This window comes from Bacillus cereus group sp. N31, from assembly GCF_016483245.1.
GTDB classification, from domain to species: Bacteria; Bacillota; Bacilli; order Bacillales; family Bacillaceae_G; genus Bacillus_A; species Bacillus_A toyonensis.
In genome coordinates this window covers 1-24143 of sequence record NZ_JAEHCH010000024.1, presented here as the reverse complement: position 1 = coordinate 24143, position 24143 = coordinate 1, and the positions used below count along the sequence as shown (strand labels likewise).

Here is a 24143-nt window from a genome sequence, read left to right as displayed (position 1 = left end):
ACCTCCTACCTTATTAAGCTCCTGCTTTAGACGTAACCGTAATTTGTCCATATACAACCGCTTCTGTATCCCATAATGTAACGTCTTCACGTTCAATTGCTCGGAATTCTGTTGTATTACCTCTCCAAGCACTTCCGCCCTCTTTCGTCATATCAAGCGATAACTGCTGTCTATCCCATAGTACAACCGCTTCTTTCAGATCCCCAACAACAAATGGTGCTTTACCATCTTTATCTGTAGCAATTGTCTTATTAGATAAAACAATGACTGGCTTTCCTGACAATAACTTACGAGTTGGGTTTGTTGGATCTGGTTGAAGAAGTGGACGACCATCCTTATCTTCTAATTGATCTAAGTAATTGAATCCATCTTGGTTTGTAAAAATGTTTGCTACAGCCGAGAAAGCTGGATCTAATGTGACGTTTAATGCGGTTTTAATACCTTTGTAATCCTTTAAATCAACTTTTGTTAGCTTGTTGATTTCTTGTAAAATTAAATAATTACGAGTTGCAATAGATTTCTTTGCAATCCACTGACGTAAATAAACTTCTAGAGCTTGATCCGTATCATTTAATAAATCATTTGGTACAGGTAGGAACCCTGCATAATCCTCAATAACATACGGCAAACGATCGAATTGTGGCGAAGCAATTTCTTGCATAGCATTTGGATTTCCATACTCAGATAAAGGAGCGAAAGGTGTAGATGCCGCACGTTTTTCTAATGTACGAGCTCCCTTATTTGTTGAAACTGGTTGTACATTTACATATTGTTCCAAGTTATCAACCGTTTGTTTTAGCTGATTAATAGTTGTAGTAATATCTTCTGGAACAATATAACCGCCATCTTTACCTGTATTCTCAGATAGTGCTGCTTTATATTCCTGCATAACGTTTGCTTCTTCATTACTTAAATTTTGGCCACGAATGGCTTTCATAAATACTTCTTTGTATGATGCGTCTTCATTTTTAACTGGTGCTGGAGGTAATGCTCCTGTTTGTGAATTTACAGGTTCAGGAACTTGAATTTGCTTCATTGCTAGATAGTTATCTAGTTCATTTTTTGCATTTTTCGCTTCCTCAATTTTTGCTTTTGCATCTTCATATTTACCGCTATTGTTAAACTCTTCAGCCTTCGCTTTTAAATCAGCAATTCTTTGACGTAATTCTTGTTCATGTTTATCCATTCGGTATTTCCTCCTTGTTTTGGCACAAAAAATAGACCTATAGTTCTAACAGGTCTATTGCGTTTTGTATTTTTAATTGTTCATTAAGGTCCTTCTTAGGAATAGAAGGCACTTTTGCTACTACTTTACTAGGTGTTTTTTGATATTTATCAAAGTAATCACTCATACATGCTGCAACTTCCTTTGCTTCCACAACTTCAATATTGAAGTACTTTTCAGCTTCTTCACCACTTAACCAAGTCTCAGCATCTACTAATTGTTGAATTTCTTCAATTTCAATGCCTTCTTTTAAGTTTTCCTTATATACATTCATGATTCCAGACTCAATGTTATCCAAATCTTCTGCTGCCTTTCGGAAGTCAATTGCATTTCCAGCTGCATACGTCCAAGGTTTATGAATCATTAAGAATGCGTTAGAAGGGACAACAACACGATCACCAGCTAGGGCGATTACAGAAGCAATGGAAGCTGCAACGCCATCTACATAAACAGTTTTTTGGGCCTTATTGCGCTTTAACATATTATAAATAGCTAAACCAGCGAATACTGAACCCCCACCGCTATTTACATAAATATTAAGGTTACTTTTATCATCCAATTGCCCCAAAATATTTTTCACATCATCGGGCATAATGTCAGAGTCATCCCATTTCCAACCTGTATTATTTATGATGTCACCATAGATAAACAGGTCCGCTGACGATTCCGTTTGATTTTTAATAGTAAACACATCTTTAATTGTCCTCACCTCCCTTCAACGAAAAACCTCCACTAGCTTTCGCTAATTGGTATTCATCCGCAATCTCAATAGATACATGGTTTAAATCGACACGATGTTTATCACCGTATTCTCCAATTCCATCTATATCTTCAAGCTCTAATACTTTATTGATTGAGAAAGCACCAGCATCTAACATAATCTTATAAAATTCCGCTCTAGATTTAGAATCCGCGCGAAGTAAACTTGTTAGATTAAACTTCAAATAATAACGCTTTTGTTCATTAAATGAAAATGTTTTATAAGAAAACTCTTCTTCATATTGGATAAGAATTGGACTCAATGTATTTTGAATAAAATCCAATGCCTGTTGCTCAATATTTGAGAATGTAGCACGATCTAGCTCATTAATCATGTGCAAAGGGATATTAAATATGTTTGCAATTTCAGCTTTATCAAACTTCATCCCCTCAATAAATTGAGCATCCTTTAAAGGCATCCCGACTTTCTCAAATTCTAAACCCGCGTCCAAAATTGCTATCCTTTGAGCATTATTTAAACCTGTGTTTGCTTCTTCCCATGCATCACGTAGTACATTTTTCGCTTCTTTATTTAATGGTTGTTGAGTTTTTAATATCCCACTATGGGCCGCACCATTTGTAAAGAATTTCCCTTTAAACTTTTGAGCCGCTTGTGAGCTCCCTATAGATTCCCTTGCAATTTGAATAGGTGGTTTTCCTTTCAGCCCATCAGTGGACAATGTAGTGAGATGAATAATATCATAATCCGGTATTTTTACAGGTGTACCGTCCGGTAAACTAGTAAAATACCATAATTTATTCGTCTTTAAGTCAACAATTGGAGTTGTGACAGCTGGATTCAATGCCCATAATTCTTTCGGTCTGCCATCCACACCCCAGTGAATATTGATATACGCATTTCCCCATGTATTACGGTGTGTTTCGATTAAATGTTTGAATTTAAATGGGCTTTGATAAGGATTTGGGCGTCTTTCCAAAATGAACGATACTTGGTGAATCTTATCTCTTTCTCTTCCTTTTGATGTCTTTTTGAAAACTTGAAAAGGAAGCATTGCAACACTGTTTGCAAGGATGTTAATGCATCGATATACTGTCGGGACTCCTAAAGATGATTCAACCGTAACCTTTTCACCACTTGCGGCTTGATAACCAAATAGACTTTTAAACCAAGGAGACGGATTTCTCAAATTGGTCGTATCTTGATTCTTAAATAACTTTCGAAAAATCAAAAGTTTCACCTCCTTTCTATCTTCTTATCATTACCACCCCCAACATTGTGAGAATAAGTCCTAATAGATACCATCCATAAATTGGATTAATAAAAAAAGTCGTCCCGACAATAATGGACAACCCCGAAATAAGTAAAATATCTTCTAAAATACTGCTAAAAAACAATAAAAACCGCATGTAATTCCTCCTAGAATGAGAAATCTTGACTTAAGATATAGGAATTCAAGTCCATCTCACCAGAATTGAGCATACAACGAACATGTGAGTTTATTACAGCCGCAATCGGATCAATTCTTTCTGTTGTTTTTGACTTGTCCAACATAATGTTTTCGTTAGCATCTTGCCTTGTTATAGCATTACTAGTTGCCCAATTTAATACAGGGTTGTTATTGTGAATGACTTTCTTTAGATACACTTGTTCTCTAAAATCTTTTGTAGGGCCTGATAAAGTCGCCATTCCTTGGCGTATCTCTATCATCGTATAGCCTTCAGCTTCCATGTCTTGCATAAACTGTGTTGCATTCCATGGATCAGCACATATTTCTTTAATTTTGAACTTATTCTCTTTCTCCATGTTTCTAATATGTGTTTTGATAAATTCATAATCAACTACCGCACCAGGAGTTGTCGTGATCCATTTTTGTTGTACCCACAGATCATAAGGAACTTTATCCGTTTGTCTCTTCTCAGCTAACGTATCTTCCGGCATAAAGCTATGACTTAAAACAATATACTTATCATCCCTCTTGAACTCAAATGAAATACTTGTTAAGTCAATTTTAGCTGATAAGTCGACTCCTACTGTACATTCCAACCCTTTTAATTCAGATAATTCAACAGTTCCATCACAATCTTTCCACTTTTTCATGTCCATGTAGCCGTTTTCCTTCATATCAACCCATCGATTCATATTTTTAGTAAGGAAATTTCGCATTTTCTCTGGCACATCTAATGCTGATTGTAACTCCCCTTTTAAAAAAGAGCACCCTTCTTCATAGCTACATAAAATAGGATTTGCCTTCTCCCATACATATGAATTTGCGATTTCATCATCCTTGTCTAATTCATTGACCATTACAAAATATTCTTCATTTTCAATATCAATATTTGGATCTAGAATCTTAGAAACATATTGATATTCCACACGATAGCATGGATTATTCAAGTTGAATCCTGCCGTTGTAATAATCATCATTAATGGATTTGGTCGCGCACCCGAACCTGATACAAGGACATCATAAATCTCAGAAGTAGCATGAGCATGATATTCATCAATAATCCCACATTGAACATTTAAACCGTCACCTGACTTGCCAGCATCTTTTGATAATGCTGAGATAAAAGAGTTTGTCTTTACATGTTCAATTTTCCCATAAGCGATATTGAATTTTCCTTTTAAATCATCGCATCCATTCATCTGTGCTTTAATCTCATTCCAAACAATTTTACTTTGCTCTGTTTTTGTGGCACCTACATATACTTCAGACATATTCTCACCAAAGGCCATTGCTTCATATGAGCCAACACACGCTAAAGATTGTGACTTTGCATTTTTACGCCCTACTTGCCAATAAGCTTTTTTAAATCTACGTAATCCCGTATTTCTATGAACCCATCCATAAATATTGCTAAAAACAAAGATTTGTATAGAATGCGGTTCGATCCTTTGTCCAGCCAGTTTTCCTTTTGTATGTTTAAATAAAGACATCCATTTTAAAAAACGAAGTGCCTTTTCTTCATTGAAAACATAAGGGAAATCTTCAGAACCTTCACACTCAATATCTCTTAAAAATCGTTTGCAAGCTTGCTTATGCTTCTGACAAGCAATGACCTCACCACTTAGTACATCATCACAATAGTCCAACATCCATTGTCTGATCATGTTATACGTCAAACTCCTTTTCTACGTTAGTTTTTGGACCTTGTTTTATATTTGGAATGACAATTTTTGCTCTTGCACTTGGTGTTAGACCAAACTCAACAGCCAAAGCCTTCATCTGTTCATGTAATTGCTTCTTCTTTGTAAGTAGTGGATGTGGCACTTTATTGGTTTCAGCCGCCTTGTTGGTATATTCAACAAGTAGTCCTTCTTCTCTAATAATCTTGGTGCATTCAACATAGTCAGAAAAAGCATCACAATAAGTTGCCAGTGCATTTACATCTATGTTAGTAATAACATCCAACTCCAATAATTCACCTGCAATTCGTTTGAACTCCCTCTTAGCAGCTGAATCTAACCATGTTGGCGGTTTTACTTTATCCTTTTTTGCTTGTAACTTCTTTTCGGCCGCTAACCTTTGATCGATTTCTTCTTTTGTTAGTCGATTTGTATTTCCTTCTAATAAATGTAGATGAATCGGTTTCGCTTTTCTTCCTATGAGAACCACCTCCCTCAGCCGAACCCCCTTTTATGGAATAAAACGAACTTTTTTTACGGAAAGCTAGGCGGCGGTCTCCAGGGAGTCGCCTTTTGCTTTTTCATGGTGGGGGCATGTTTATGATTTTCTTCTTTTGAATTATTTTTTATTTTTCTTCTCATCTTCTTTTGTTTTCTTGTTATGGCAAGCATGACAAAGCGTTTGTAAATTTGATGGCTCTAGTTGTTTCGACCAATCAACACGTATAGGAATGATATGATCGACTACATCACCTATCTTAATGATGTCCTTACTTCTACATTGAACACATAGCCCATGATCTCTACGGTAAATAAGCTCACGCATATCCTTCCACAATCTTGAATTGTAGAATGAACGTGAGCTTTTGTTTCGAATATGTTTGTCGTAATATCTTACGGTTTCTTTTTCCTTTTCGATGTGTTTAGCACAATACTTATCCCGCGTCAGTTCATTGCAACCTAATGACTTGCACGGCTTAAATGGTTTACTTGGCACCTTCCATCCTCTTTCTTAACCGTTTCATTTCATCCTCGATGTTAAGATTCTTCTTATTAATCCGTTCGTGGTACTTAGCAATGTCCGCTTGATACCTACGAATCTTATCGTTCACATATGCAGCAACATGTTCATTTTTACAATGAGGACAAATAAAGAAACACTTTTCAATTCTTTTTGGAAATTGCTCTACTTGTGGTTGCATATCGTAATCCTTATTACAGTTAGAACAATAGACTTGCATCTATCATCACTCCCTATTCTAAACAAATTCATCCATTGCCTTACCAAGCAAATTAATCATCGCTTCTCTCTTTTGCTTTGGTGTTGTATTATCTTCCAACTCATTAAAGATTGGAATTACACTTTCTAATTTCTGTTTATCAATACATTCATTTACAAGGTCCTGTCCTAACATTGAAATGAATGTACCAATTGCAACCGCTTGTTCTTGTTTTGTTAGTTTCATTATTCGTCACCCTTTTCGATTAAATGCTCCAGACTTTCTAACGCTTCTCCACCATTCACGCATATCATTACATTTCTTAAAATAGTAATTACATCATCTAATGATTGAATTTTATTTGGACCAATCTTATATTGCTTTAAAGGTTTAAGTGTCATTGTTTTACCTTCCATCATTCATCCTCCTTCAAAATAAAAATTTCTAATTAAATGCTTTGATTACCAATTGTTTTCCTATTCTATAATTTGTAGGATTACCTTCTTTTTTGTCGAATTTGTAGAATGTAAGGAGGTGATAACATGAAATTAAATCAAGATTGTATTCGTTCTGTTCTTTTGGAACTAGAAGAAAAATTAAACCTAGGTCAACACATTCATCTTCATCAATTAAAAGAATTTAATACTTTTAACAAATACGGCGAAAACGAATCTATATACGCCATTTTAAAACTTATAGAAGCTGGATACATAAACGGCTCTTACCAGTTTGATGGAGATGAAATTTATGCTCTAGGAATAGGATCGATTACTTTTTCAGGGCATGAATTCCTAGATACTATTAGAGACTCAAAAGTTTGGGCTAAAACAAAAGAACTTACTAAAAAGTTATCTAGTGTTCCTTTAAGTGTACTCTCAGCAACAGCTGTAAAAGTGACAACTAGTTTTATAGGATTATCTTAACTATGTTCACCATTTAAGTACCCGTGTTTACTTAGAAACCGTTCAAATTCTTCTAAAAATATCTTGTACTTATTTGGCGAATAATCATTACTCATAAAAGTCAGTTCAAGATTGAGCTGACTTTTCATTTCGGTTCCTATAGTTGGATTGTCAATAGAATACCCTTTCACCCAAACTGCTGTATGTGTATCCAATTTTTCTGTCAAAATCGGCCTATGGTATGCCGTCATATAAACCATCCTCTCCAAAATAAAAAAGCACCCAAATGGATGCTTTGATTTATATTATTAATTCAATTACGGTACGTGAAGTTTTAAATTTCTTCCAATCACCTAATAATGATCTCCTGATATTCATCATCAATATTAAGTAACTGGAAGAAGAGCAAAAGCTCTCCTTAATAACGGTACCATTCAATCGTTACCATCTGCTAGTTTCGGATTTTATGTGCACCATTATGAAACCGTCTAGACAACATATAGATTATAAAGGAATCTTTATGAGTTGTGTTTTCCGCCACTTCTCACAATACAAATATATCACGTTGATTCCAAAACAACCGGCACATTTACTGCCAAAAAGCGGTCACGACTCTGCCACTATTTTAATTTCTAACAAGACTCGTATCAAAGTATTTTATTACTAATGTAGATTTGAGCAATTGAAACAGTTTTAATATATCTGTCTTAGTAATTGCATCGTAATCATGGAAACCATGTGCTATTGAATTACGATTAAGTTCTTGACATAATTCATTTGGAACACCAACAAACGTTTTATGTAACATCCGAATTACCGAGAGTGAAAAAACTTTAATAAATTGTTCTTCTTCTATCTCGCTATATTTTTCAGGATTAATTGCTTTAGTAACCTTAAATATTATTGGTTTTTGTCTAACTGATACCATATCGGCATTTATGTTACCATCACCCCAAGTTGCAAGAACATGTTCAAATGCGGCAAACAATGGCATAGCACATAATTTATAATATCCTCCTTTAAATGCTTCATAAGTCTCTTGTATTAGAGTTGCATGAAGTTCGTACATAGGATCTTTGACTATCTCTTCTACGTATGAATCAAGATTTTTACTAACATATTCTGATATATGTTCTTGATTCATCTCATCCTCTTCAACTACATTGAGAATTTCAAAATCTAGACACCAAAAATTCTCTTCATGTTCTTTCAATAACATATCAATTTCCTTTATTCGCTCTGCTGCTGTATCACTAATTGATTCCCAATCAATGATGTTCATTAGCCCTGCTATATGCTCATTCATCTCTGAAAAAACACTCATGTTTTCTATAAAACTATCATGTATGTCTATAACAGGTGGATGTATCGCTCTTATAAGATCCATAGTACTTTTCTGTATATCAATAATAGCTTGTATACTCTTGGTTAGCTGAGTTCCTTTTTGCACCTCTTTTCTTACTTCTTCTCTTAACCTTTCTTTTATCTTATTGCGCTTATATTCTTCATCACTTTCTCTCATTATTCACACCCCTTTCTTTAACATTCTATCATTCAAATAAGTTAGGATGTAATTTTTGCATCCACTTACCCATATCTTATATTGTGTGTAACTGCCCCCTTCGCTGAATCCCTTGGTATCATTGATTTCATTTAACTTTCTCTTTTGAGTTACACAGTACGAAAATTATGAGTAACTGTATAGAGATACCACCAGCATTTTGCAAAATAACCTACGCTATGCGGAAAAATAAAATAAGCTGCCCATGTGGACAGCTTATTTACATAATTATCGTTAGCGGAAGTTAATCAACGAGGGTTTAATCTCAATATTTTCTTGATTTAATGATAATAGAAGATGGTCTCCGTTTTTCATTTATTAATTCTGGCATTTTTTCTAATCCTGTTGGAGTTGACTCTGGCTCAATAATTTTTTCAATTACAAAACCGTTGTCTATAAGAGTATTAATTAATGTTGAAATTGTTCTGTGATATTTAACAACACCATCTATCCACCAATGTTCCTCCCTTTTTCCTTCTTCCTGGTAATTATCTAATGCCCAATGCAATCTGTTTCCATTATTATCCTTAAACCAATTATTCATTTCCTTTCGAGCTGTTACTATTGGATGTTCTGTTGAAAAGATAAATTCACCATCATTTTTTAACAGATCTCTTATTTTCTTAATTAGATGTGAGTAATCTTCTATGTAATGTATAACTAAAGAACTTGTTATTAAGTCGAATTTTTGATTTGGCAAATTAAGTTCTTCTATTGGTACACACATATAATCTATTTTTTCGTTTTTGTTATACATTTCAGCTTGTTCAATCATATTTCTTGAGATGTCCACTCCTATAACTTTTGAGGCACCATTTTCTACACAGTACATAGAAAAATGACCAGTTCCACATCCCAAATCTAATACAGACTTATCTGTAAGATTAGCAATTATAGATTTAATTGCTGGCTGTTCAACAAAATCATTAAAGGTAAATCCATTTTCACGTAATAATTTATAATTTTTAAAGAAAAACGGATTATCATAAATGTTTTGTTTCATTATATACCTCCTATAATACAATCTATATTTTTTATATTCTAGGGGGCATCCAAAAATTCCTATATTAACCAAAATACACTTCAACTAACCTGCCATTTAGTTGAATAAGGAACAGTGTATATCCTATACATGTTAGGTTGACATAACGTCTCATTATTGAAAGTAAAATTTGCTTATACATTCAGGCTGTTGATGATAGCTAATATTTGATGATCTGTCCACTTGCCATTAATCTTTACATTTTCTTTAGCTATACCTTCTTTTTTAAATCCTACTTTTTCTAATACACGAATAGATGCTATATTGCTAGGCATAGCCCCTGCTTCAATTCTATGTAGTTTTAATTCTCTAAATGCAAAGTCTACAACAAGTTGAAGAGCCTCTGTTGTATAGCCCCTTGAATTATGCTCCCTATCTAAGATAAATCCCGTATAACAGCTTTGGACGGGATCTCTAGCAATTTGAGTTAATGAAATGTCTCCGATAAGTTTATCAGTTGCTTTTAAAAAGATTCCAAAAGCGTAAACTTGATCTTCATCTTTCTTTTTTAATGTTCGTCCAATGCGTATTTTTTGATGTTCTTCTGTATAAAAGACTTCTGGGAGTAATGGACAAACTCGTTGAAAAAATTCGCGATTTCTAGTATGTAAGTTAGCTAACTCGCTCGCGTCAGAAATTTTGTAAAGTCGCAGATATATTTGCTGTCCTACTAGTTTCATAAAAAACCTCCAATATCCTTTTAATACAATTTTATTCTCGTCAAATCTTATAAATTCCTTTTTTATATTATATTCATGTTAGGCTAACATAACGTCTCATTATCGATAGCAAAGAAAAGTGGGCCCATAATCTGACAAGTAAATCTCCTCTTTTTGTTCTACAGATTTATGCATTATTTTATACATCCCTATCCTAGCGCAGGTTTTCGGGTTCTCGTTTGTTACTGAATTAGCCAAAAACTGTATAAATTTTTGTATGCTCTTAGCGTGGGGGTTTTCAAAAATGCTGGCGATACCTCTAGATTTAAGAAGAAAAAAGCAATGATTAGATTTTAAACCTAGTCATTGCTTTATCCATTGCATCTTGGTTTACCCCTATATACCTTAATGTTACCCGTTCGCTTGAATGATTGAATATTTCCATTAGCAAGGCGATATTCTTTGTCTGCATGTACATATGATATCCGAATGTCTTTCGTAATGTATGCGTTCCAATCTCATTTAATCCAAACTCAGCTGCTGTACCACTAAGTATTTTATATGCCATACTTCTTCCAATTGGTCGATTCTTTCCTTGTCTGCTCTTGATTAGATATTCATGATCTTCCATCTCTTCGATATACCATTTCAATTCTCTTCTTAATGCTGCAGTAATCTGAATTCGTTTCTGCTTACCTGTCTTCATTTCACGCATTGAGATATGACTTCCTTTTAAATCTCCAATCTTCAGTTTTAGAATGTCACTAATACGTAGACCTGTATTAATTCCCATTACAAACAAGATATAATTCCGTTCGTTCTTTTCTCTTAAATACTCTTTAATTTGTTGTATTTGATCTGGATCACGTATTGGCTGGACAAAATTCATTATTCAATCCCTCCAGTTTCTTCTGTCTCGTAAACTTCCAATCTAAGAGCAAAAGCTAAATTATAAAACGCCCTGGACTTCCAACGGCGATATGTACGTTCAGTCATTCCAATTTCGTTATAAATCATATAATCGCATACATCCTCTTCTTCTAAATAACGTTTACTAATAATATCTCTTTGAATTCTTCCGGCATTGCTATTACCTAAACGATTTAAAAACTGATCGATACGAAATGACATTTTCTTAATCCACTCTTCTCGTTCACTTTGTTGTATATTAGCCATCGCTACATCTTCTAATGGCTTTCCTACATCATTTGTAGGTCCGTGATATCTAATTTCATAAGAAGGAGTGACTTTCATTTCTTCACGCATCATTCCAAACTGTCTATATAAACGTACATTTTCAAGAACACCTTCTAATTTTTTCTGCGTTGCTGCTCTATCGATTTTTGGTAAGAAAGATAATTGTATAGTCATGTAAGACCACTCCTTTTTATTTTTTATTACTTTTGTCTTAATGCTCCACGCCTACGCTCATAACAAGGTCTATGCATCCCCATTAGATCCTCAATCTCACGAGTGCTTAATTTTTCTTTTCGTTTTTTCTTATTTTTCTTCTTAGCTTGTTTTGATTGTTTTTTCCATTCACGTAATTGATCTTTTAATACCTTCATTCCTCATATCCCCTTTCAAAAATAAAGAGGACACCATTTCTTAAAACAGCTTTATTGCTGCTCTAAAAATTGGTGTCCTCTAGTTTTCTAGCCGGACTATATTCAGTTTACTTTCACTTTAAAAGGATTATTTTATTAAGTTGTGGTTCTTTAACCGAAACCAAGTCTCCATACCTTTTATATCCTTCTCATACACTGGCATTACATATATATCTTCATTGATGTACAAATGTAACTCTACATATTGTTTTTCTTTATTCCATCCATAAGAAGCCATTGGTACCATTTTCGACTCTGCCTTTTCTCTCATTTCCCTCTACCCCCTGAATAAAACTCAATATTTCGTTAATAATGTAAATACAGTTTCTGATTTTCCTTCATACCCGAAGGCTTAGTGGCTAACTTTGGTTAGCCGCTCTTTTTATGTTTTACAAGAATAAAATTCTATGTTTTTCCGATACTATATAAGACTTTAAAAAGTCAGTTTTAATTTTTCCCCACTCTAGCTCTCTTGGTCGAGAGAAGAGCAGTTAGCTTTTGCTAGCTGCTCTTATTCTGTAAGTACATCCCATCAACAATTACATCTTTTTCAATTAGTTCTTCTTCCTCTACAAGACCATTACGAACTTTATCAATCGCTTTGTCCGCATCAGGTGCTTCCACAAACGCCTCATAAGATTTAGTTTCAGTAAATTCAACACGATATCTTTTCAAATCCATTCCTCCTTGAATAAATTCCTAACTATTGTCCATACTATAAATACACTTAATTATTAAACTTCCTTCTTATCTTTTCTGTTAGGAGAGCAGTTAGCTTTTGCTAGCTGCTCTTTTTTCAAATACTAATTAATTAACACAAGCGCATTTCAGACAAACTTCGTATAATATGGTGTATTCCTTTCTATTTGAAAATGAAACTCGTCACGGGAGCACTTTTATGAAGTGCTCTTTTTGGTTTTTAAACTAATACAAAATGAAATTTTTATTATAAAAGTAATTATTAAATATCTACCGCATATACATTGAAATGGGATAGGTATTATGTATTGGCAGTAAGAGGAGCGCCATAGTCAAGCGCTTCTTTTTTTATAAAATGAAGTTTTTGTTTAGTTGTATAAAAATTTACTTAAACATATAAAATAGCCAAAAAAACAGGAGTTAAACATTGAAAACGTCACTCAAAATTCTTAAACATTTTTTATTTATACTTTTAGTTGCATCCTTATTGTTTGTAGGGTACCTATGGTATTTTTCATCTCCAACCAAATAGCGTTTTTGTTTAGTTTTCACTTACCTTATCCGCAATCATCATTACAAAATTAGCAACATCTGAGCATTCTTTAATAATTTTTTTCCTTGTTACCACCTAAATCTCTATAGACATCAAGTTCATGTAATAACTCTAGACATTCTTCTTTTGCCCTATTGAGAAGGCAATAGCAGTCACAATCTTTCCGACCGCCTTTATGGTCGTTTTCCTGTAATTTGCTTTCCATCTGTTCAGCAAACCATTTAACTTCTGCTCTCATGTTTCCCCTCACTTTCTCCCAAATAAATATTTTGTTTTACTTTTGCTGGCTACCCTTCCTTTGTATAAATGCACCTTTTTTACATACCATATTAAAATCCAAATAATCCTCTTTTAGGACGGTACTAATATGAACGAAACATTAGAATACATTTTAATCTTCTTTTGTGCGGTGTTTTATATTGTAATTATGGGCTATATTGTCTATCTAAACTTTGTTTAAGGGTATTTTATTCCTCCAATCAAGAAATCTAAGATCGAACACATGCATTTATAATTAGGCATAAGGTGCGCTCTACAAGGCGCTCTTTAGCTTTAAAATAAGGATTTTGTTTGAAATTCATTAACCTTATTGATTCCGTTGCATACAGTATTATTATAAAGAAATTCACTGGTTTCTCTGGTCCAGTTACCTTGAATTTCTTGCAGACCTTGAGGAAAGAATCCTTTTATCACAAAGGGGTTCTTTCCTTTATTCGTTATAAAATAACTATTTTATGAAACTTTTAAATATCCGATTTCCCTTGCATATTCACGCATCTTTTTCATTCCCTCTTCTGACCAACCCCAATGAGTACAGTACAATCCACCGTAACCATTTTTACCGTTCGAATTATCGTGACCGAATATAAAGTCTGTAAAATCTCTGATTAACCCCCACATTGTTCCGCCACCAGAGAAATTATGTTCTTGTTTCTTATTCATGTAAGAACTTCTTGTCATACGCATCGGAATATTCGTGCCGTGATCAATAAACCATAGATTTCTACCATCCTGCTCAAAACACGCTGTTCTATCCTTGTAACGAAAGAACTCTCTCTCATGATCTGCAAGATACTTAATGAGTGAATTCACGATTTCAATTCGTTTTTGCTTATCCATTTCCCATTCCCCTTTACGAATAATCTTTTTTTACATTACACATACTATCCTCAAGTCAGTTACACTCTTTCAAAACGGAGCCTTCCCCTCCGGATTGTTTAGGCACTCGGCAGGTAACTTAGTCAATTACTTGCCATTTTCTATGCAAATAACGCTTTTGTTCAAATTTCCTCTACGACCCAAGACAATACAAAGGTACATCTATTGGCTAACTTTTCAGCCATGTTTTCCGCTCGTTTCTTCGACTTATATCTTTTTACATCACTCTCAACTACATCCCACGTCACTGGAAATATATCTCCTTGCAATGTATATGTTTTCCCTTTCCAATAGCCGTATGAGTTAGTTGCTTCTTTCGGTCTTATTTCACTTGAAAGGTAGATTACATATTCAGGCACTTTTTCACCCCATTTTCATACAAAACTCAAATTTGGTCTTACTTCACATCTACACGTTTTTGACTAGCTTCTCGACTAAATCCGTCTGGGTATCTTGTTGCTAATTTAGATATATTCATTTGAGCGATATCTTCTAGGGTGTATCCCATTTCGTGAGACATGATTGAAATGTAGTACAAGATGTCTCCTAACTCTAAAGCGATTTTATGTGTGTTCCCTTCTTCTTCTCCTGGACAATGAGCCGGATCAAATCCATGACCATGAAAAATAGCTTTTTTTACAATATCAACAACTTCACCAGCTTCTCCCGTAAGCCCTAATGCTGCATTTAAAACACGCCCACCGAAATCATTATTTGCATTCCATGTACGTAATGTCGCTTCTTGGTATTGATCTAATTCACAAATTTGATTGATATTCATTACAGCTTGTCCTCCCTTTGATTCACTAACTAATTTAGTTGTTGCATATACACCGTTTTCTATTGCCTGCATTTCCATCTGCTCCCTTTAACTAATATTTTTCTTTGCTTTTTTATTCCTAGCTGGTGTTGTAGCTGCTTTCTTTGGATCCCATCCGTAAGTTGCTACTCTTGATCTAAAAGTACTAGCACTAATCCCATTCTCTTCAGCTATCTTAGCCCAATCTTTTCTATCATTTTGTTTACGAACAGGAATAGTCGCTGCATCTTGTGGATCCCATCCACTATTGACTCTCCCATAAAACGTACTAGGAATAATTCCGTTTTCTTTCGCTACTTTTAATAACTTGTTGAATTTCCCTTCGCCAATATGCCAGTATGCTCTTGGCGGTATTGTTAATGCTTCTTGTAATTCCCATCCATATGTGTAAACTCTCATGTAAAGAGCTCTTCTACTAATACCATTAGATTTAGCTACCTCATACTCTTCATTCGTTAACCACCGATTTAAGGTCATTTGTTTCACCTCCTAATCTAGTGCCAAAAATTCAGCTCTGTTACGCTTCGAATGAATTACCATAATCTTCCGAATACCTTTACCATGCTCTTCTAACGTTGCATTCCAAGCTTCAGCTTCACTCCTAGCATCAAAGCAATCCACCTTTTGCCGTTCCTCTTTATCGTAGAAATGCACTTCATAGCTTGGATTCAAAAACTTTTCACTGGTACTTATCGCGTTATAGTTAAAACTGCCTATAACATCATCAATTGTTAATTGCTTCATAATCGCATCCCCAGTTATTTGATTTTTTCTGTGATTGTAGTTGATACACGATCAACTTTTCCGCCTTGCCAAGTAATTACTTGTTCTCCGAATCCTGTTGCTGGAGGATTCAGCGGAGTAACCTCTCCATTTTTAACTACATAAATTTTATTATCCGTAACATCAATTTCAATTTTCGCAAGCTTCATACGACTGAAATCCTCCTTTTTTCTTGTTAGCTAACTTTTTGATGTTGATTACGTTGTAACTCTTGTTTCATTAGCTCGAATTTTATTAACCATGCTTCCCAGCGCTTTTGGTTTTCCTCTTGTTGTTGCTTTGCTACTTCACAGCTACAACCTTCCGTTAGAGTTACACCTGGATAAATTTCTTTACGAATAATTCCTGTATCATGACATAATGTACACATGCTTATTCCTCCTTTTTGAAGTTTCGCAAACTGTAATTTTCACCGTACATCTTCAAGACTTGAGTATCTTCCATAATCCGACTAAACTCACGTTCTCCATACATTCCAGCTAATTCCATAACTCCAAAATTCGTTGTAATTAAGTTTGTTCTACCTAACCTGCGTTCGAGAATGTCCTTTGTTTTCGTTTTCTTCCAAGTAACTCCCTCAGCATCTTTTTCCGTGAACTCGGCTCCAAAGTCATCTAATACGAGTACATCCACATTTGCTAGAATAGACATTAGCTTGTCCTCTGTTAATTCGCTATTTTTATTCCATGTAGATGTGATTTTTGTAAAAAGTGCGTTCATTTCTATAAACATTGCGCTGTAGCCTTTTCTCATAATTTCTTTTGTAGCTGCTACACATAAATGGCTTTTTCCGACTCTGTAGTTACCTGTGATTACAATGCTTTCTGATTTTTTAGGATCAAAGTTTCTAGCAAAATCCATCATTACTTCTTTTGCATTTGCTAATTCCGGTGTAGGTGGTACGTAACTATCAAATGTTGCTTTTTTTAACTTAGGGTTTATAAGGCTGTTATCCGAAAACGAATCGTATAAATTAATAATTTCGTTTTTCTTCTTAATAGCCAATGTTTCTTTTGCAAGTTGTTGGTCCTCTTGCTCTACCAATCTACATTGCGGGCAAAACTCTTCATTTGTTTTTGTATCTATAAGTAAGCGTTTATTACAAACGTCTTTAAATTTGTCTTTTCCAACCAAGAAAACATTTGTACATCTATTAGGAGACAACACATAACTTTGAGCGAATTTACTCAAAATCGTATTTTTCGATGAAGCTACTGTTTTTCCTAACGCTTGCATTGTTTTTCTCTCCTTTTTTACCTTTGTTTTTAAACTCTATTTCTGCTGCATTAACATCAGCTAAAGTAAGTATGTTTTTATTAACCCACTGTTTTAAAATGCCCTCAGCATAATTCCATTTTTTTTGCTGTTTCAAAGCACGTTCCATAGCTGCTTGTACAAGTTCTTCGCTTGTATCGTTTACCCATTGTGAAATACTTTCGGCTATGAATGAATTTAAAATACCAAAATTATTTTCATAGAAAGAGAAGATGCTACTACTACTACTTACATTCTCTGTAGTATTCTTTGTAGTAATCTCTGTATTTGTCTTTACTTTAAAGTTAGGTGCTTCTTTACTTTTATGTGAAGAGGTACCCGACTTTGAAGTAACTACCCTCTTTACTTCAAAGTCAACAGGGTTCTCTTCAACTTCTTGATACATACTTGATATACTTTTTATTTCATTTACTTTAGGCTCAACGAACATTACATTGTTTAACGTTATTTCATTTACAATAATTGTTCTAAATTCAATTTCAATTAAGCTCATATCCACCAATAAGTCACAAGCTCGCTTCACTTGAAGTTTTGAAAATCCAAACGTTTCTGCTAATTGCTGATAACTCTTTTGTAATTTATCTGACTTGAATTTTTTCTTATAAGTAACCTTGCCAGTATATTCATCTCGAATAACTGTAGGACGATACCAATAAACAATTTCACTTAATACCATAATTGCTACAATGTGAGGCTTACCATTACTAAAAGTGATGTAATTAAACCATTCATGATCTACCACATTACCTTTGAAATTTAATCCACCAATTTCAGTTACTATGTTTGTCATAAATATTTACCTCCTCGTACAAACTGCTACATATGCTTGTCCACTTTTGATAATTCGTTGAATTTCATAATGCGGATAACCAACTGCAAAATACTGTTCAATCATTCGCTTTAATTCATCTTTGCTTTTCGCTAAATCCCAGAACTTATTAGGTAATAGCACTTGATATTCAATTAAATCCATGTACTATATCCCTACTTTCCGTGGTATACTTATAACAACATGTTTTTTGAAATGGACCCACTGCCATGGGTCTTTTTATTTTGTTTTATATCACTCCAAGCCCATGCTTTTATTGGTTTGTAAGTAATATAAAACAAACATGAACCGCATGCGATTAACATTCCAAATATAGCTACTGATGTTGTATCCACCACTAAATCACCTCCTTTTTCGCTTCAAGCCATGCTTCCAAATCCTTTTGTAGAAAAAGTAGTTTACGCCCTTCTCGTATTACTGGAAACTTAGGATGATTTGCTAATTCATACATCCTACAAACCGCTATGTTTAAGAAAGCTGCTGCTTCCTTCACTCGCATTACCTTGTTTGGTTGTGATTGTTGTTGGAATGAAGCTAAAGCTGCTTGAATTTCTTCGCGAACAACTTCGCGAATTGACTCTTTAATGATTTGATCTAATCCCATTTTGTTTTGCTCCTTTCTAATTTACTTAACCAACCATAACTTAACTTTAAGTTAAGTTATGGACAAAAAATTTTAATTGCATCTAGTTTCACTTTAAAAAAATCAGCAATTTTCACAATTAAGTCATAATAAGGTCGACGCTTCCCGTTTTCTATATACCAATAATAAACTTCAGTAATACCCACGGCTTCAGCTACTTCCCTACATGTATATCCCTGTTCTACACGTAGCTGTTTTAGAGTTTTCATAAACAACTCCTCTCTTCCGTTTTTGTTGTTATTTACATAATAACTTAACCTTTAGTTAAGTTCAAGCGTTTCCCAAAACTTTTTTAAAAAAATTACCTTTCCACTTAACTGATAGTTAATATATAATGACAGTGTGACACCATAATTGTAATTTTAAAAAATAATTTCATATAAAATAAACTTGGGGTGTTTTTTATTATGTTTAGTCATGAGAGGTTGAAATCATTAATTGAAAAGAAGAGCATCACCCAACAACAGTTAGCTGATGCAATTGGTGTTAGTCATGTTTCTGTTTATAATTATGTTGAGGGAAAAAAAGCACCCGGTACACGTACACTTCAGAAGATAGCAAATTATTTAAAAGTAACAACAGATTATTTGTTAGGTTTATCTGATTCACCAGATTTAACAGCGGGCCAAGATTTACAGCTAACAAAAGAAGCACATGAAATTCTTCAAATCATTAATGACTTACCCGAAGAACAACGAAAAAAAGCATTAGAACAATTAGAGATGTTTGTGAACTACGAGAAATCTAAAAGAAATATGTAGTGTAAAAAGACTATCCAAAAGTGAAGTGCACCCCAATTGTTAGACACATAATTAACAATTGGAGGTGCATTTTTTATGGCTAAATTTTCTTCAAAAGATAAAATACAAGCAGTAACACGATATCTAGAAGGATTGTCCCCTGTGCAATACAGAGTTCAATCCATAGTAGCTGCTTAATATATTTGTCTAATTTTTTGGGTTCAGTTCAAAGTTAGATAGTCTTTTTTACATAACTTTTTCTTTTTTGGGTTCACTCAAACAGATAGAAAATAACGTCTCTTTCGGATCATCCTCTTCTTGCAAAAGTAATAAAGCTTGTTTAATTAGATTAACTTCCCCTTCTTTGTTCTTCATCTTCTTCTATCTCCCTCTTTGTGTTTTTGTATTTTTTTTACAAAAATTTCTTTTTTCTTCTTTCAGCAAAAAAAGAAATTTCTCCTAAAACTACAAATGACATCGTCAATTAAGACGATGTCATTTGTAATATATATAAACTTTTATTATGTATTTTACCAACCGCCACCAGGGTCAACCATCATGTGTTGAACTGTAGGTTTTGAATCATTTGTACTAGGTTTTTCTTTTATAGAATCAGTGTTAATGAATAAGGTAGCAGCTATTAATAGTGCAGGAATAATTATAATTATTTTTTTCATTATTTCACCTCTTTCCGAAGACAATTATACCAATTATTCAAATTAAACCCAAGTGTATTTTTGGTAAATTCGAATAAAATATATTCCCTGACTTTTGACACATCAAAAGAGAACGTTTCATTAACTCTTCTTTTTTAGTACCTTCATATGTTAAAGCTAAATATGCAGTCTGTATGTCTGTTAAACTTCCATTCTTCTCTTTTAATTGATTCAATAGTTTTCTCGCTTCCATTCTGTTACCTTGTTTAATCTTTAAATATGCTAGTTCACCCGAATGAACAACATCTAAGCTATTAATTTCTTTATCATGATGAATCTTTAGAAATGATAATGTATATTGCACCATTTTTCTTTTTTTCTCAATTCCATTAGTCTTACTATCTCCTATCACTTCTAGAGTCTTTTCCAAATAATATCTTGACCTCTCATATTCATTCGCTGAAAAAATATACGATTCACCTAACTTTAAATATGCATTTACTTTTGGAAAAGAAAAAAAGTTATCCCATTCAAGATCATCTAATAGTTCCATACAAACATGCCTTGCTTCAATGACTTCCCCCCCCTGCAACGAAGTAACGGCAATTGCTTCTTTATATCGTAATTTATAACATTCTCGAATGTACCTATTACTTATTTTATTTATTTTTATTTCAAGAGATTTTAATCGTTCAATTAAAGAAGTAAAGTTACCCGATTGATATTGCGCTTGACATAATAAAATTTCAATTAACACTTCCATCTCTGATGTTCTTATTGATTTACTTTCCAAGCTTAATGCCTTATGGTACTGTGCAGCATCAATTTCACCTATATATCGTTTATATATAATTCGATACACATTAGCGAATTCTCTATTTTCTGCTACCTTTGATTGTGATTCACTATTTATAATATTAATTAATAGATTAAACTTTCCTCTTAAAGCCAAATCTTCCATTGCCTCACGTAAGTTTTCTGATTTTGGTTTCGTTATATATACATAATCCGTTAATAGGTTTTCTTGAACCTGTATGCCTTTGTTTAATAGGATGACTGTTTTGGAAAGAAAGCCAAAACTCATGTCTGTGTTACCTTTAAAAATTTTTGTAACAGTACTTGGCTTAACTCCCCAATAATTTGCTAGTTTATTTTTCCTTATTCCAGCTGCACATAACTCTTTTTCAATTTGATTTAGAGCTTTCCACATGTTTTGTCCCCCTTATTGGAACAAGACACACTTCCCTATCATGAAAACGCACCTTAATGATGAATTACATCTAAAAGCTGTGTTATACTGGCCGTATATGTTACGTATATTCGTAACTGAAAGGCTCATGGCAAATGTTTTCCCTACTACAATTAGGGCAAACGGTGTAAATGTGTTCCCAGCACAATTACACACGCTATGGGTCTTTTTCGTTCCGTCAAATTATATTATTGAGAATATTCTATCACAAATAACCCAAACATCTATTCTCTCATATTCTGAAAATACTTGAGAAAGTTAAAAATATTAATATACGTCCAGTTTTTTGACACTTAAAAATATGCATTATTGCATTTGATAACTGGTTTATATGTAACTATAGTGATTGCAAAGATTCAATGATGCTTTTAGAGATGTAAAGTTAATAAATATCTATTGAGATTTTATATTAAAATCATTATCCTGATTCAAAATAATATAAGTTGATAAATTTTTTCGTTTTAACTCTATACCCAATTATCTAATTTTGAATGTTTTTTCTACTTCTCAATTAAATAAAAAAGACACTCTAATGAGTGCCCTTTTTATTTAATTGTACTTAAAAAGATATAACAACAAAATTTCCCCAAATTATAAAACCCGTTTACTGATACTTATATATTATTAAAATTTTCAGCTCTGGAAAGAGTGAAGAACACAATGGGACCGAATCAAGTTAAAGAGAGCTTGTACCCGTTCTCTACCTCTCTCTCGATATTGAGTTTGAAATATTGGATGATGTGCAAGCAGAATTGCTGCCAGCCCAGAAATATGTGGAGCAGCCATAGAAGTTCCTGAATCTGGTTTAAAGAATCCACCAGGAGCTGTTGATATAATTCCTACTCCAGGTGCACAAACACCTACCTCTGGTCCGAAACATGTAAAGCTGGGCAAAAAGATTCCATCAGCTGCTACAAGACCCGTTTGCATTGTTGTCGCATCCCAAGTATTGAATTGCAACTCTTTTGAACTTCCGACAGCCGCTACTGCAAGCGTATTAGGTGATGAAGCAGGATAAAACACAGCACCACCAGCATTACCCGCAGCTGTAATGCAAGCTACACCATTATTAACAGCTAATTCAAGTTTCTGCTCTACAATAGGATTTATTTTTGAATCTCCACCTAAGCTCATATTAACTACATCAATTTTATGCTCAATACAATAATTAAGAGCTTCAATTAGACTACTATATTCTCCACCTGGAAATATTCTTAATATATGAACTTCAGCGTCAGGAGCAAAACCATTTAACGACATATTCTCAGTACTAGAAGCAGCAATTATACCCGCACAGTGCGTCCCATGGCCAATTAAATCTGTATTCCATGAATTAACATCAGGATTCCCAGTAAAATCCTGACCAAATTTGATATGTTTTAACAAAGGATGTTTAGTATCGCAGCCACTATCTATGATAGCAATTTTAACCCCGGCACCACTTCTCTTTTCTCTCGAGAGTTGATCCAACCCCATTAAACGTTGTCCCCATCCAAAATTAAAATCTTTAGGAAACCCCTTAAATGTTTCAGATAATGAACGCATCCTTATTTGATTAACACCATCAGATAAATTTGGGTTTTTAAGAAAAACATCCCAATAATTATTTGGAAATGCTACCCTAAGATAACGTGGGAGTCTGTCACTTAGCATTTTGATTTCAATCTCAACTTCACCTTTTGCATTAGTTGTTCCCTCGATTGGAAATGCATCACCCGCTATTTGAACCGAAGCGTTCTCAAGCGGATTATCATCTTCACCTAAAATTTGAAATTGAAACTTTTTTGTATAAACTTCGGTTGTCGCTGATAAAGTTTTAATACTTGGAAATATAACTTTTTGAGAATAGTCAAGTGTTTGATCCTCCGTTATTATCATTCCTGGAGGCATAGTTTTCTTTAAAAGCTCCACTCGCTCTGGCTCTATTTTTGCTACAATGATACTCTTATCATCTGATATCCCTAAAGTTTCAAGAGTTTTAATTCGACGAACAACTTCAATCCCTAACGTCGTTAAAATCTCATGAACTTCCCCTACAGACATTGCTTTTAATCCTGCCACTGGATTTGTAGAAATTAAATAATTTCGTCGCTCATTCTCTACGGACACAATATTAATATTTGTTTGTGACATTCTAAAACCTTCCTTTTCCCTTTATTTTTACAACTTACTAATATTGATTAAGCGGACTTATTGATTCATCTAATGAAATAATAATACATTCACCATAATTGTCCTGTAATTCTTTTACCATCTCTATGTTCGCACTAATCACGATTGTACTAGAATCAATATTACGTACAACATGGGCATCAGTTCTCTTCCCTATATAATCTTTTATATTCTTAACTACTTCTTTTTTCACACAAAGGTCATTGTTAGGTTCAGAAACAATCCATTGTTCGATGTTACCTTTTTCAGAAGGGTTTGGCATTTTAACTTTCAACCTCCAAACAGTCAATATTAAAAATCTTGGTAATCGAACTACTAATTATTAGATAACAGTGAAGTTAAAACAGGAACGGCAGCACCACTTGGTTTCAGAGTGTTATTCCAAACCCCTTCTAATTGTAATTGGTTTGGTCCTGCTGCTAGTATTGAAATTAATGCTGGTAGTACTGTTGGCAGTACGTCCTTTGCTATTTTCCCCGCTTCACTCCATACATCTTGCGGCT

Annotated in this window: 40 protein-coding genes; 2 read left to right on the top strand and 38 right to left on the bottom strand. The window is 34.0% G+C overall.

All coding sequences use genetic code 11. The features are described from left to right. Positions 1–13: 13 nt before the first annotated feature. The 9 genes from JDS81_RS23525 to JDS81_RS23485 all read right to left on the bottom strand — a co-directional run bounded on the left by JDS81_RS23525 (position 14) and on the right by JDS81_RS23485 (position 6708). A complete protein-coding gene (locus JDS81_RS23525; protein WP_199688624.1) occupies positions 14–1186 on the bottom strand; it encodes a phage major capsid protein in 1173 nt (390 codons plus the stop codon). A gap of 37 nt (positions 1187–1223) precedes the next feature. Beyond that, positions 1224–1934, bottom strand: a complete 711-nt coding sequence (locus tag JDS81_RS23520; RefSeq protein WP_098657672.1) for a head maturation protease, ClpP-related — start codon at positions 1932–1934, stop codon at positions 1224–1226. Further along, positions 1921–3174: a phage portal protein gene (locus JDS81_RS23515; RefSeq protein ID WP_098657671.1), complete on the bottom strand. Its 1254-nt coding sequence runs from the start codon at positions 3172–3174 to the stop codon at positions 1921–1923. Before JDS81_RS23515 ends, JDS81_RS23520 begins: the two co-directional genes overlap by 14 nt. A gap of 188 nt (positions 3175–3362) precedes the next feature. Continuing rightward, a complete protein-coding gene (locus tag JDS81_RS23510) occupies positions 3363–5057 on the bottom strand; it encodes a terminase large subunit (protein ID WP_098657670.1) in 1695 nt (564 codons plus the stop codon). 1 nt (position 5058) lies between these two features. Continuing rightward, positions 5059–5562, bottom strand: coding sequence for a phage terminase small subunit P27 family (locus JDS81_RS23505; RefSeq protein ID WP_098657669.1), 504 nt, complete (start codon positions 5560–5562; stop codon positions 5059–5061). Positions 5563–5691: 129 nt separating this feature from the next. Continuing rightward, positions 5692–6069, bottom strand: coding sequence for an HNH endonuclease (locus tag JDS81_RS23500; protein ID WP_098657668.1), 378 nt, complete (start codon positions 6067–6069; stop codon positions 5692–5694). Next, positions 6059–6313, bottom strand: coding sequence for a hypothetical protein (locus JDS81_RS23495; RefSeq protein WP_098657667.1), 255 nt, complete (start codon positions 6311–6313; stop codon positions 6059–6061). Before JDS81_RS23495 ends, JDS81_RS23500 begins: the two co-directional genes overlap by 11 nt. A gap of 18 nt (positions 6314–6331) precedes the next feature. Then, positions 6332–6538, bottom strand: coding sequence for a hypothetical protein (locus JDS81_RS23490; protein ID WP_098657666.1), 207 nt, complete (start codon positions 6536–6538; stop codon positions 6332–6334). After that, positions 6538–6708: a hypothetical protein gene (locus JDS81_RS23485; RefSeq protein WP_180229342.1), complete on the bottom strand. Its 171-nt coding sequence runs from the start codon at positions 6706–6708 to the stop codon at positions 6538–6540. Before JDS81_RS23485 ends, JDS81_RS23490 begins: the two co-directional genes overlap by 1 nt. A gap of 126 nt (positions 6709–6834) precedes the next feature. Here JDS81_RS23485 and JDS81_RS23480 point away from each other — a divergent pair, with 126 nt between their 5' ends. Beyond that, on the top strand, positions 6835–7215 hold the full coding sequence (locus JDS81_RS23480) for a DUF2513 domain-containing protein (RefSeq protein WP_063224944.1): 381 nt from the start codon (positions 6835–6837) through the stop codon (positions 7213–7215). Here JDS81_RS23480 and JDS81_RS23475 read toward each other — a convergent pair. From JDS81_RS23475 to JDS81_RS23365, 23 genes are all read right to left on the bottom strand, one after another. Then, the gene (locus tag JDS81_RS23475) at positions 7212–7445 is read right to left on the bottom strand and encodes a hypothetical protein (protein WP_063224943.1); all 234 of its coding nucleotides are present in this window, start codon (positions 7443–7445) and stop codon (positions 7212–7214) included. The two genes, JDS81_RS23480 and JDS81_RS23475, sit on opposite strands and share 4 nt — an antisense overlap. A 374-nt stretch (positions 7446–7819) precedes the next feature. Then, positions 7820–8716, bottom strand: coding sequence for a hypothetical protein (locus JDS81_RS23470; protein ID WP_098657665.1), 897 nt, complete (start codon positions 8714–8716; stop codon positions 7820–7822). A gap of 304 nt (positions 8717–9020) precedes the next feature. Further along, positions 9021–9758 (bottom strand): class I SAM-dependent methyltransferase, encoded by a 738-nt coding sequence (locus tag JDS81_RS23465; RefSeq protein WP_098657664.1) that lies wholly within the window; start codon positions 9756–9758, stop codon positions 9021–9023. Positions 9759–9931: 173 nt separating this feature from the next. After that, the gene (locus JDS81_RS23460) at positions 9932–10477 is read right to left on the bottom strand and encodes a GNAT family N-acetyltransferase (protein WP_098657663.1); all 546 of its coding nucleotides are present in this window, start codon (positions 10475–10477) and stop codon (positions 9932–9934) included. 325 nt (positions 10478–10802) lie between these two features. Next, a complete protein-coding gene (locus JDS81_RS23455; protein ID WP_098657662.1) occupies positions 10803–11345 on the bottom strand; it encodes a site-specific integrase in 543 nt (180 codons plus the stop codon). Next, complete coding sequence (locus JDS81_RS23450; RefSeq protein WP_000155187.1) at positions 11345–11827, bottom strand: ArpU family phage packaging/lysis transcriptional regulator; 483 nt, start codon at positions 11825–11827, stop codon at positions 11345–11347. Before JDS81_RS23450 ends, JDS81_RS23455 begins: the two co-directional genes overlap by 1 nt. A 26-nt stretch (positions 11828–11853) precedes the next feature. Further along, complete coding sequence (locus JDS81_RS23445) at positions 11854–12024, bottom strand: hypothetical protein (protein WP_000866150.1); 171 nt, start codon at positions 12022–12024, stop codon at positions 11854–11856. A gap of 127 nt (positions 12025–12151) precedes the next feature. Further along, complete coding sequence (locus JDS81_RS23440) at positions 12152–12334, bottom strand: hypothetical protein (protein ID WP_098657661.1); 183 nt, start codon at positions 12332–12334, stop codon at positions 12152–12154. A gap of 230 nt (positions 12335–12564) precedes the next feature. Then, positions 12565–12738: a hypothetical protein gene (locus JDS81_RS23435; protein ID WP_180229341.1), complete on the bottom strand. Its 174-nt coding sequence runs from the start codon at positions 12736–12738 to the stop codon at positions 12565–12567. Between the two features lie 626 nt (positions 12739–13364). Beyond that, positions 13365–13553: a hypothetical protein gene (locus tag JDS81_RS23430; RefSeq protein WP_240523032.1), complete on the bottom strand. Its 189-nt coding sequence runs from the start codon at positions 13551–13553 to the stop codon at positions 13365–13367. A gap of 494 nt (positions 13554–14047) precedes the next feature. Further along, positions 14048–14434 carry a hypothetical protein gene (locus JDS81_RS23425; protein WP_098657660.1) on the bottom strand — a complete coding sequence of 129 codons (387 nt, stop codon included), beginning with the start codon at positions 14432–14434 and terminating at the stop codon, positions 14048–14050. Positions 14435–14595: 161 nt separating this feature from the next. Then, the gene (locus JDS81_RS23420) at positions 14596–14832 is read right to left on the bottom strand and encodes a hypothetical protein (protein ID WP_097859395.1); all 237 of its coding nucleotides are present in this window, start codon (positions 14830–14832) and stop codon (positions 14596–14598) included. 38 nt (positions 14833–14870) lie between these two features. Beyond that, positions 14871–15326, bottom strand: coding sequence for a nucleoside triphosphate pyrophosphohydrolase family protein (locus tag JDS81_RS23415; protein WP_098657659.1), 456 nt, complete (start codon positions 15324–15326; stop codon positions 14871–14873). Positions 15327–15341: 15 nt separating this feature from the next. Then, positions 15342–15770, bottom strand: coding sequence for a hypothetical protein (locus tag JDS81_RS23410; protein WP_097880802.1), 429 nt, complete (start codon positions 15768–15770; stop codon positions 15342–15344). Between the two features lie 12 nt (positions 15771–15782). Then, on the bottom strand, positions 15783–16037 hold the full coding sequence (locus tag JDS81_RS23405; protein ID WP_199688623.1) for a hypothetical protein: 255 nt from the start codon (positions 16035–16037) through the stop codon (positions 15783–15785). A gap of 14 nt (positions 16038–16051) precedes the next feature. Next, entirely contained in the window at positions 16052–16225 is a 174-nt protein-coding gene (locus JDS81_RS23400; protein WP_000761511.1) for a DUF3954 domain-containing protein, read from the bottom strand. Between the two features lie 26 nt (positions 16226–16251). Further along, positions 16252–16446, bottom strand: a complete 195-nt coding sequence (locus tag JDS81_RS23395) for a hypothetical protein (RefSeq protein WP_199688622.1) — start codon at positions 16444–16446, stop codon at positions 16252–16254. 2 nt (positions 16447–16448) lie between these two features. Continuing rightward, positions 16449–17312, bottom strand: coding sequence for an ATP-binding protein (locus tag JDS81_RS23390; protein ID WP_098657656.1), 864 nt, complete (start codon positions 17310–17312; stop codon positions 16449–16451). Continuing rightward, the gene (locus tag JDS81_RS23385) at positions 17260–18141 is read right to left on the bottom strand and encodes a DnaD domain-containing protein (RefSeq protein WP_098657655.1); all 882 of its coding nucleotides are present in this window, start codon (positions 18139–18141) and stop codon (positions 17260–17262) included. The genes JDS81_RS23390 and JDS81_RS23385 overlap by 53 nt, the downstream gene beginning before the upstream one ends. 6 nt (positions 18142–18147) lie before the next feature. Then, positions 18148–18324, bottom strand: coding sequence for a hypothetical protein (locus JDS81_RS23380; RefSeq protein WP_098657654.1), 177 nt, complete (start codon positions 18322–18324; stop codon positions 18148–18150). A gap of 29 nt (positions 18325–18353) precedes the next feature. After that, positions 18354–18515 (bottom strand): hypothetical protein, encoded by a 162-nt coding sequence (locus JDS81_RS23375; protein WP_180229339.1) that lies wholly within the window; start codon positions 18513–18515, stop codon positions 18354–18356. A 2-nt stretch (positions 18516–18517) separates the two neighbouring features. Beyond that, positions 18518–18784 (bottom strand): helix-turn-helix domain-containing protein, encoded by a 267-nt coding sequence (locus tag JDS81_RS23370; RefSeq protein ID WP_098657652.1) that lies wholly within the window; start codon positions 18782–18784, stop codon positions 18518–18520. A gap of 56 nt (positions 18785–18840) precedes the next feature. Continuing rightward, on the bottom strand, positions 18841–19032 hold the full coding sequence (locus JDS81_RS23365; protein ID WP_016095530.1) for a helix-turn-helix domain-containing protein: 192 nt from the start codon (positions 19030–19032) through the stop codon (positions 18841–18843). A gap of 198 nt (positions 19033–19230) precedes the next feature. On the opposite strand from JDS81_RS23365, the gene JDS81_RS23360 reads away from it, so the two are divergent. Next, entirely contained in the window at positions 19231–19584 is a 354-nt protein-coding gene (locus JDS81_RS23360) for a helix-turn-helix domain-containing protein (protein ID WP_098657651.1), read from the top strand. 225 nt (positions 19585–19809) lie between these two features. On the opposite strand, the gene JDS81_RS30775 is transcribed toward JDS81_RS23360, so the two are convergent. From JDS81_RS30775 to JDS81_RS23335, 6 genes are all read right to left on the bottom strand, one after another. Further along, entirely contained in the window at positions 19810–19938 is a 129-nt protein-coding gene (locus JDS81_RS30775) for a hypothetical protein (RefSeq protein ID WP_255569976.1), read from the bottom strand. A 155-nt stretch (positions 19939–20093) separates the two neighbouring features. After that, the gene (locus JDS81_RS23355) at positions 20094–20240 is read right to left on the bottom strand and encodes a complement C1q protein (RefSeq protein WP_098657650.1); all 147 of its coding nucleotides are present in this window, start codon (positions 20238–20240) and stop codon (positions 20094–20096) included. Between the two features lie 37 nt (positions 20241–20277). Next, the gene (locus tag JDS81_RS23350; protein WP_098657649.1) at positions 20278–21429 is read right to left on the bottom strand and encodes an AimR family lysis-lysogeny pheromone receptor; all 1152 of its coding nucleotides are present in this window, start codon (positions 21427–21429) and stop codon (positions 20278–20280) included. 672 nt (positions 21430–22101) lie between these two features. Next, positions 22102–23601, bottom strand: coding sequence for a S8 family peptidase (locus JDS81_RS23345; protein WP_098657647.1), 1500 nt, complete (start codon positions 23599–23601; stop codon positions 22102–22104). 37 nt (positions 23602–23638) lie between these two features. Continuing rightward, positions 23639–23902, bottom strand: a complete 264-nt coding sequence (locus tag JDS81_RS23340; RefSeq protein WP_098657646.1) for a hypothetical protein — start codon at positions 23900–23902, stop codon at positions 23639–23641. 53 nt (positions 23903–23955) lie between these two features. Beyond that, a partial coding sequence (locus JDS81_RS23335) for a hypothetical protein (RefSeq protein WP_199688621.1) occupies positions 23956–24143 on the bottom strand: 188 nt, incomplete at its 5' end.

What these genes read in the sequence shown, in the direction of transcription:
- JDS81_RS23525 (WP_199688624.1), bottom strand. Translation starts at nt 1,186, where the DNA reads ATGGATAAACATGAACAAGAATTACGTCAAAGAATTGCTGATTTAAAA.
- JDS81_RS23510 (WP_098657670.1), bottom strand. Translation starts at nt 5,057, where the DNA reads ATGATCAGACAATGGATGTTGGACTATTGTGATGATGTACTAAGTGGT.
- JDS81_RS23495 (WP_098657667.1), bottom strand. Translation starts at nt 6,313, where the DNA reads ATGCAAGTCTATTGTTCTAACTGTAATAAGGATTACGATATGCAACCA.
- JDS81_RS23490 (WP_098657666.1), bottom strand. Translation starts at nt 6,538, where the DNA reads ATGAAACTAACAAAACAAGAACAAGCGGTTGCAATTGGTACATTCATT.
- JDS81_RS23485 (WP_180229342.1), bottom strand. Translation starts at nt 6,708, where the DNA reads ATGGAAGGTAAAACAATGACACTTAAACCTTTAAAGCAATATAAGATT.
- JDS81_RS23480 (WP_063224944.1), top strand. Translation starts at nt 6,835, where the DNA reads ATGAAATTAAATCAAGATTGTATTCGTTCTGTTCTTTTGGAACTAGAA.
- JDS81_RS23475 (WP_063224943.1), bottom strand. Translation starts at nt 7,445, where the DNA reads ATGACGGCATACCATAGGCCGATTTTGACAGAAAAATTGGATACACAT.
- JDS81_RS23470 (WP_098657665.1), bottom strand. Translation starts at nt 8,716, where the DNA reads ATGAGAGAAAGTGATGAAGAATATAAGCGCAATAAGATAAAAGAAAGG.
- JDS81_RS23465 (WP_098657664.1), bottom strand. Translation starts at nt 9,758, where the DNA reads ATGAAACAAAACATTTATGATAATCCGTTTTTCTTTAAAAATTATAAA.
- JDS81_RS23460 (WP_098657663.1), bottom strand. Translation starts at nt 10,477, where the DNA reads ATGAAACTAGTAGGACAGCAAATATATCTGCGACTTTACAAAATTTCT.
- JDS81_RS23455 (WP_098657662.1), bottom strand. Translation starts at nt 11,345, where the DNA reads ATGAATTTTGTCCAGCCAATACGTGATCCAGATCAAATACAACAAATT.
- JDS81_RS23450 (WP_000155187.1), bottom strand. Translation starts at nt 11,827, where the DNA reads ATGACTATACAATTATCTTTCTTACCAAAAATCGATAGAGCAGCAACG.
- JDS81_RS23445 (WP_000866150.1), bottom strand. Translation starts at nt 12,024, where the DNA reads ATGAAGGTATTAAAAGATCAATTACGTGAATGGAAAAAACAATCAAAA.
- JDS81_RS23440 (WP_098657661.1), bottom strand. Translation starts at nt 12,334, where the DNA reads ATGAGAGAAAAGGCAGAGTCGAAAATGGTACCAATGGCTTCTTATGGA.
- JDS81_RS23430 (WP_240523032.1), bottom strand. Translation starts at nt 13,553, where the DNA reads ATGAGAGCAGAAGTTAAATGGTTTGCTGAACAGATGGAAAGCAAATTA.
- JDS81_RS23425 (WP_098657660.1), bottom strand. Translation starts at nt 14,434, where the DNA reads ATGGATAAGCAAAAACGAATTGAAATCGTGAATTCACTCATTAAGTAT.
- JDS81_RS23415 (WP_098657659.1), bottom strand. Translation starts at nt 15,326, where the DNA reads ATGCAGGCAATAGAAAACGGTGTATATGCAACAACTAAATTAGTTAGT.
- JDS81_RS23410 (WP_097880802.1), bottom strand. Translation starts at nt 15,770, where the DNA reads ATGACCTTAAATCGGTGGTTAACGAATGAAGAGTATGAGGTAGCTAAA.
- JDS81_RS23405 (WP_199688623.1), bottom strand. Translation starts at nt 16,037, where the DNA reads ATGAAGCAATTAACAATTGATGATGTTATAGGCAGTTTTAACTATAAC.
- JDS81_RS23400 (WP_000761511.1), bottom strand. Translation starts at nt 16,225, where the DNA reads ATGAAGCTTGCGAAAATTGAAATTGATGTTACGGATAATAAAATTTAT.
- JDS81_RS23395 (WP_199688622.1), bottom strand. Translation starts at nt 16,446, where the DNA reads ATGTGTACATTATGTCATGATACAGGAATTATTCGTAAAGAAATTTAT.
- JDS81_RS23390 (WP_098657656.1), bottom strand. Translation starts at nt 17,312, where the DNA reads ATGCAAGCGTTAGGAAAAACAGTAGCTTCATCGAAAAATACGATTTTG.
- JDS81_RS23385 (WP_098657655.1), bottom strand. Translation starts at nt 18,141, where the DNA reads ATGACAAACATAGTAACTGAAATTGGTGGATTAAATTTCAAAGGTAAT.
- JDS81_RS23380 (WP_098657654.1), bottom strand. Translation starts at nt 18,324, where the DNA reads ATGGATTTAATTGAATATCAAGTGCTATTACCTAATAAGTTCTGGGAT.
- JDS81_RS23370 (WP_098657652.1), bottom strand. Translation starts at nt 18,784, where the DNA reads ATGGGATTAGATCAAATCATTAAAGAGTCAATTCGCGAAGTTGTTCGC.
- JDS81_RS23365 (WP_016095530.1), bottom strand. Translation starts at nt 19,032, where the DNA reads ATGAAAACTCTAAAACAGCTACGTGTAGAACAGGGATATACATGTAGG.
- JDS81_RS23360 (WP_098657651.1), top strand. Translation starts at nt 19,231, where the DNA reads ATGTTTAGTCATGAGAGGTTGAAATCATTAATTGAAAAGAAGAGCATC.
- JDS81_RS30775 (WP_255569976.1), bottom strand. Translation starts at nt 19,938, where the DNA reads ATGAAGAACAAAGAAGGGGAAGTTAATCTAATTAAACAAGCTTTATTA.
- JDS81_RS23355 (WP_098657650.1), bottom strand. Translation starts at nt 20,240, where the DNA reads ATGAAAAAAATAATTATAATTATTCCTGCACTATTAATAGCTGCTACC.
- JDS81_RS23350 (WP_098657649.1), bottom strand. Translation starts at nt 21,429, where the DNA reads ATGTGGAAAGCTCTAAATCAAATTGAAAAAGAGTTATGTGCAGCTGGA.
- JDS81_RS23345 (WP_098657647.1), bottom strand. Translation starts at nt 23,601, where the DNA reads ATGTCACAAACAAATATTAATATTGTGTCCGTAGAGAATGAGCGACGA.
- JDS81_RS23340 (WP_098657646.1), bottom strand. Translation starts at nt 23,902, where the DNA reads ATGCCAAACCCTTCTGAAAAAGGTAACATCGAACAATGGATTGTTTCT.